Annotated in this window: 6 protein-coding genes; 4 read left to right on the top strand and 2 right to left on the bottom strand. The window is 72.5% G+C overall.

Going from position 1 to position 6,264, the window contains the following annotated elements:
• Positions 1 to 363: TerD family protein (locus IH13_RS0108610; protein ID WP_031082548.1), on the bottom strand; the 363-nt coding region annotated here is incomplete at its 3' end.
• A 219-nt stretch (positions 364 to 582) separates the two neighbouring features.
• Here IH13_RS0108610 and IH13_RS0108605 point away from each other — a divergent pair.
• From IH13_RS0108605 to IH13_RS0108590, 4 genes are all read left to right on the top strand, one after another.
• Positions 583 to 1,746 carry an HpcH/HpaI aldolase/citrate lyase family protein gene (locus IH13_RS0108605; protein WP_031082546.1) on the top strand — a complete coding sequence of 388 codons (1,164 nt, stop codon included), beginning with the start codon at positions 583 to 585 and terminating at the stop codon, positions 1,744 to 1,746.
• Positions 1,747 to 1,799: 53 nt separating this feature from the next.
• A complete protein-coding gene (locus tag IH13_RS0108600; RefSeq protein WP_031082544.1) occupies positions 1,800 to 4,289 on the top strand; it encodes a phosphoribosyltransferase in 2,490 nt (829 codons plus the stop codon).
• Complete coding sequence (locus IH13_RS0108595) at positions 4,286 to 5,173, top strand: HAD family hydrolase (protein ID WP_051835804.1); 888 nt, start codon at positions 4,286 to 4,288, stop codon at positions 5,171 to 5,173. Before IH13_RS0108600 ends, IH13_RS0108595 begins: the two co-directional genes overlap by 4 nt.
• A gap of 97 nt (positions 5,174 to 5,270) precedes the next feature.
• Positions 5,271 to 5,930, top strand: coding sequence for an O-methyltransferase (locus IH13_RS0108590; protein ID WP_031082540.1), 660 nt, complete (start codon positions 5,271 to 5,273; stop codon positions 5,928 to 5,930).
• 73 nt (positions 5,931 to 6,003) lie between these two features.
• On the opposite strand, the gene IH13_RS40610 is transcribed toward IH13_RS0108590, so the two are convergent.
• Positions 6,004 to 6,174 (bottom strand): FmdB family zinc ribbon protein, encoded by a 171-nt coding sequence (locus IH13_RS40610; RefSeq protein WP_082317547.1) that lies wholly within the window; start codon positions 6,172 to 6,174, stop codon positions 6,004 to 6,006.
• Between the last annotated feature and the right edge of the window lie 90 nt (positions 6,175 to 6,264).

Here is a 6,264-nt window from a genome sequence, read left to right as displayed (position 1 = left end):
CGAGGCCGCGTCGTACAGCGATATCCGCAGGTCGCTGACGTGCTCGAAGCCGGCCTCGTCGCAGGAGGCCGCGATGACCACCTGGTCCACGGAGGGGTCGAGCGCCGCGAGGTCGGCCTCGATGGTGTCCGTGAGCCCCTCGGGGACGCTGCGCTTGGGCAGCCGCCGCACCAGACCGGACGGATGCCGGGGCTGGTTGTAGAAGACGAAGTCCTCGTCGGAACGCACCTGCCCCGAGGCACCGAGGAGCAGGGCCGAGACGTCCACGTCCGGGACCCCGGGCCCCGGGGTCCAGCGCAGCACGGCCCGTACGGCCATGGCGTCGAGGGGGACGTTCGAGCCCTTCAGCATCGCGTGCGTCATGCCGTTCATCCTGCCTGCTGGTGGCCCTCGCGGACAACGTGGGGGTACGGACCAGTAGGCCAGGAGCCCGTCGGGAGGGCGCGGACGAACACGCCGCGAGGGGCTCCGGAATGTCCGGGTCACCCGAAGTTCACGCGGTCGGGGAACCAGCGACACCCGTCCGAACGTACTATTACCGGCCATACGTTCTCAGGTCTTCAGGTAGTACGGGGGATTCACATGCGTCATTTCGGGCACATCCCGCCCGTCGTCCGCGAGGGCCTGTTCTTCAAGGAGCCCTGCGCATTCGGTGCGGACTCCCCGCCCGAGGTGCTTTCGGCAGCCCTCGGCGCCACCCTCTACAGCCCCGCGACCCGGCCGCGGCTCGCCGACGACGTGAGCAAGCAGGCGGCGCGCGGAGTGGTCTCCATGGTGCTCTGCCTGGAGGATTCCATCGACGACTCCGAAGTGGCCGGCGCCGAGGCCAATCTCGTACGGCAGTTCGCGGAGCTCGGGGAGCGGGCCGCCGAGACGCCGCTGCTCTTCATCAGGGTCCGCGAGCCCGGCCAGATCCCCGACCTCGTCAAGCGGCTCGGCGATTCGGTGCGGTGGTTGTCCGGATTCGTACTTCCTAAATTCACCGAACACCGGGGAGAGCTGTTCCTGGAGGCACTCGCCGAGGCCGAATCGGCGAGCGGGCACCGGCTCTTCGCGATGCCGGTCCTGGAATCCCCCGAGCTGCTCCACCTGGAGAGCCGGGCCGAGACGCTCCGGGGCATCGCCCGCACCGTCGACACCTACCGCGACCGCGTCCTCGCCCTGCGTCTCGGCGTCACCGACTTCTGCTCGGCGTACGGGCTGCGCCGGTCCCCGGACATGACGGCGTACGACGTCCAGATCGTCGGCTCCGTCATCGGCGACGTCGTCAACGTGCTGGGCCGCTCCGACGGCACCGGGTTCACCATCACCGGCCCCGTCTGGGAGTACTTCCGCCTCCAGGAACGCATGTTCAAGCCGCAGTTGCGCCGCAGCCCCTTCATGGGGCGGGCGGCCGACGAACTGCGCACCGCGCTCATCGAGCACGACCTGGACGGGCTGCTGCGCGAGATCGAGCTGGACCGCGCCAACGGCCTCCTCGGCAAGACCTGCATCCACCCCTCGCACGTCCAGCCCGTGCACGCGCTGTCGGTCGTCAGCCACGAGGAGTACACGGACGCCCAGGACATCCTGCGACCCGAGCGGAACGGCGGCGGGGTGCTGCGCTCCGCGTACACGAACAAGATGAACGAGGTGAAGCCGCACCGCGCCTGGGCCGAGCGCACCCTGCGCCGGGCCGAGGTGTTCGGTGTGGCGCGGGAGGACGTCGGATTCGTGGAACTCCTGGCCGCGGGGCTGGCGGACTGAGCGCCGCCGTGGGCGGACGGACATCGGCACGGACGGTTCGAAGAGAAGAGGCAGTGGACGTGGAGTGGTCGGGCGACTGGGTCGCCGAACGGCTGGGAGTGGAACTCGTCGGGGACGGGGAGCTCCGAGAGCTGCTGGGCCTGGCCCTGCGGCGCAACCCGAAACGCGCCCACCTGCTGGTCTCGAACGTCCTGGGCAAGCACGTGCCGCAACGCCCCTCGGCCGTCCACGACGCCGGGTACGAGCTCGGCGAGCGGGTGCGCGACCTGCTGGGCGAGGCCGAGGCGCGCCGCGCGGTCGTCGTCGGCTACGCGGAGACGGCGACGGGCCTCGGCCACTCGGTCGCGGACGGGATCGGGGTGGCCCCCTACCTCCACTCCACGCGCCGCCCCGTCGAGGGCGTCGTCCAGGCGGGCGGCTTCGAGGAGGCGCACTCGCACGCCACCTCCCACCTTCTGCTCCCCGAACGAGCGGACCTGCTGAGCACACCGGACCGGGGGGCCCCGCTGGTGCTGGTCGACGACGAGTTCTCGACCGGCAACACCGTGCTGAACACGATCCGCGCGCTCCACGCGCGCTACCCCCGCGACCGGTACGTCATCGTCGCGCTGGTCGACATGCGGTCCGAGGCCGACCGCGGAAAGCTCGCCGTGTTCGCCGAGGAGATCGGCGCCCGCGTCGACCTGGTGGCCCGCGCCCGCGGCACCGTACGCCTGCCGGACGGGGTCCTGGAGAAGGGCCGCGCCCTGGTCGCCGCCCATGAGGAGCACCCCCCGCCCGCGGAGCCGGGCCCCCGGGGCGACCGCCCGCTGCCGGGACGGGTGGAGCTGGGCTGGCCGGCCGGTGTCCCGGACGGCGGGCGCCACGGCTTCACCCCGGTCCACCGCGCCGCTCTGGAAGCCGCCCTGCCGGACATGGCGGCCCGGCTCGCCGAAGCGCTGGACGGCGCCCGCCGGGTGCTCGTCCTCGGCTTCGAGGAGCTGATGTACGCGCCCCTCAGGCTCGCCACCGCCCTGGAGGACGCCACCACCGCCGAGGTGCGGTACTCCACCACGACCCGCTCACCCGTCCTCGCCGTGGACGACCCCGGCTACGCGATCCGCAGCCGTCTGGTCTTCCCCGCCCATGACGACCCGGCCGACGGTCCCGGCGAGCGGTACGCGTACAACGTGGCGGGCGCCGGCTTCGACGTCGCCGTCGTCGACTCCACCGCCGACACCCCGGCCCTGCACGCCCGCGGCGGCCTGCTGGACCGGCTCGCCGCGCACACCGACCGCGTCCTGCTCGCCGTCGTCCCCTCGTACGTCCCGTCGCCCCCACCCGTCGGCAGTCCCGTCGAAAGTTCCGTCGAGAGTCCCGCCGAAGGTCCCGTCGAGAGGCAGGAAGCCGCCATGCTGTCCGCACCCCTGAGGGGCCCCGCCTTCTCCTCCTACGCGGCGGACGAGGTCGGCTGGCTGCTCCAGGACCTCTCGGACACCGTGCTGGAGGCGCCCACCGAGGAACGCGAGGAGGCGATACAGAGCGGCGGCGCGCACTACGCCGAGTCGCTGCCCGTCGAGTACCAGCCCACCGCGCAGTACCAGGAGCTGTTCAAGGGGTCCCTGGACACCTCGGCGGCCCGTATCGCCCGCGCGGTCGGCACCGTCACCGAGACGGTGCTCGCCGAACGCGGCCCCCGGCCCGTACTGGTCTCCCTCGCCCGGGCCGGTACCCCCGTCGGCGTGCTGATGCGCCGCTGGGCCCTGCACCGGCACGGCACCGACCTGGCGCACTACGCCGTCTCCATCGTCCGGGGACGCGGCATCGACGCCAACGCCCTGCGCTGGCTGGCCGCCCACCACGACCCGGCCGACGTCGTCTTCGTCGACGGCTGGACCGGCAAGGGCGCCATCACCCGCGAACTCGCCGCCGCCCTGGAAGAGTTCGAAGGATTCCGCCCGGAGATCGCGGTACTCGCCGACCCGGGCGGCTGTGTCCGCACCTACGGGACGCGCGAGGACTTCCTCATCCCCTCCGCCTGCCTCAACTCCACCGTCTCCGGGCTGGTCTCCCGTACGGTCCTGCGTTCCGACCTGGTCGGCCCGCACGACTACCACGGTGCCAAGTTCTACCGTGAACTCGCGGGCGCCGATGTCTCCGGGCTCTTCCTCGACACGGTCGCGGCCCGCTTCGACGAGGTCACCGAAGCCGTCGACGCCGAGGTCAAGGAGATGCTCGCCGCCGACCGCGCCCCGACCTGGGAGGGCTGGGCCGCCGTCGAACGGATCAGCGAGGAGTACGGCATCCACGACGTGAACCTCGTGAAGCCCGGCGTCGGCGAGACCACCCGGGTGCTGCTGCGCCGGGTCCCCTGGAAGATCCTCGCCAAGCGGGGCGCGGGTGCGGACCTCGCCCACATACGGCTGCTCGCCGAACAGCGCGGGGTCCCCGTCGAAGAGGTCGAGGAGCTGCCGTACACCTGCGTGGGGCTGATCCACCCGAAGTACACCCGGGGTGCCACCGGCGCGTCCGGCACGGCGGTCTCGGCGGTGACGGAGAAGTGACCGCCGAGAACGCCGGGCCCGCCACGTCCGGACCGGGCCCCGAGACACCCGTGACGCTGGTCGCCAGCGACCTCGACCGCACCCTGATCTACTCGGCGGCGGCCCTGCAGCTGGCCATGGACGACGAGCAGGCCCCTCGCCTGCTCTGCGTCGAGGTCTACGGCAGGGCCCCCCTGTCGTACATGACCGAGGAGGCCGCCGCCCTCCTCGACACCCTGGCCCGCACCACGGTCTTCGTCCCCACCACGACCCGGACCCGGGAGCAGTACCGGCGCATCCACCTCCCCGGCCCCCCTCCCCGGTACGCGATCTGCGCCAACGGCGGACACCTCCTGGTCGACGGTGTCTCCGACGAGGACTGGCAGCGGCAGGTCGCCGCCCGGCTCGCCTCGGAGTGCGCCTCCCTCGCCGAGGTCCGCGCCCACCTCCTCGCCACCGCCGACCCTGCCTGGCTGCTCAAGGAACGGGTCGCCGAGGACGTCTTCGCCTACCTCGTGGTCGACCGTGCGGCCCTGCCCGGGGAATGGGTGCGGGAACTCGCCGCCTGGGCCGGGCCCCGGGGCTGGACCGTCTCCCTTCAGGGCCGCAAGATCTACGCCGTGCCCGAACCGCTCACCAAGAGCGCCGCGATGCGCGAGGTGGCCCGCCGGTGCGGCGCCACCACGACCCTCGCCGCCGGAGACTCGCTGCTGGACTCCGACCTGCTGCTCGCCGCCGACCGCGCGTGGCGCCCCGCCCACGGCGAACTCGCCGACAGCGGTTGGGACGCGCCGAACACCGAGGCGCTGGAGGAACGGGGTGTCGCGGCGGGTGAGGAGATCCTGCGCCGCTTCCTGCGGACCGCCGGGACGGCGGCAGGCGGAGGAACGCCGAAGGCGTGGTGAAGGGGGCCGCGGCCCGCCGGTTTCGGCAGACTGAGGGCCGTCCTGCCGTCTTCGCGTGCACGCCTCACCCGGCGTGCACGCATCAGGGAGAGCCACCGTGACCCGAGGCAACGAAACCAAGATCACCGACGGGTTGTACGCCTACATGCTGGCGAACAACCCGCCGCTGGACGCGGTGCAGCGCGAACTCGTGGAGACCACCCGCGCCCGGTTCCCCGACCACGCCGGGATGCAGTCCTCCGAGGAACAGGGGCCGCTGCTGGCCTTCCTGGTCCGGCTGACGGGCGCCCGGCACATCGTCGAGATCGGTACGTTCACCGGCTTCTCCGCCCTGGCGATGGCCCAGGCGCTGCCCCCGGAGGGCACGCTGATCGCCTGCGACGTCTCCGAGGAGTGGACCGCGTACGGCAGCGAGGCGTGGCGGAAGGCAGGCGTCGCCGACCGCGTGGACCTGCGGATCGCGCCCGCGCTGGAGACCCTGCGCGCCATGCCGGCCGAACCGCACATCGACCTGGCCTACCTGGACGCCGACAAGGGCAACTACATCCCGTACTGGGAGGAGCTGGTGCCGCGCATGAGGGCCGGCGGCCTCGTCGTCACCGACAACGTCCTCTTCCACGGACGCGTCACCGACCCGGAGGCGACCGGATCGGCGGCGGCGGTCAAGGAGTTCAACGACCATGTGCGCGCGGACGCCCGCATGGACAGCGTCATGCTGACCGTGGCGGACGGTCTGACGCTGTCCCGCAAGAAGTAGCGGCCGACGGGGCGCCCGGGGCCGGGCCCGGGCAGGGGGAACCCTGTTCCGGTGGGTGGGCCGACGGGCGGGGTCAGCCGCAGCAGCCTCCTCCGCAGCATCCACCGCCGCCGCCCCCGCCTGCTGGGGCGGCCGGTGCCTCGTGGCCGGCGGGGCAGGTGGCCGGGTCGGACGATTGGGCCATGGGGCGGCTGACCTCGAAGGTGTCGTCGCAGGGGCGGCAGCGGTACTCGTAACGGGGCATGGCCCCAGATTAGGGCCTCCGCCGGGGGATCTCCGGCAGAGGGGAGGGCTTCCTGTGCGGCGTGCGGCGGTCGCCCTGTCTCTTATACAC

Source organism: Streptomyces sp. NRRL WC-3549, from assembly GCF_000721935.1.
Lineage (GTDB): Bacteria > Actinomycetota > Actinomycetes > Streptomycetales > Streptomycetaceae > Streptomyces.
This window is presented reverse-complemented; position numbering and strand designations above follow the sequence as displayed.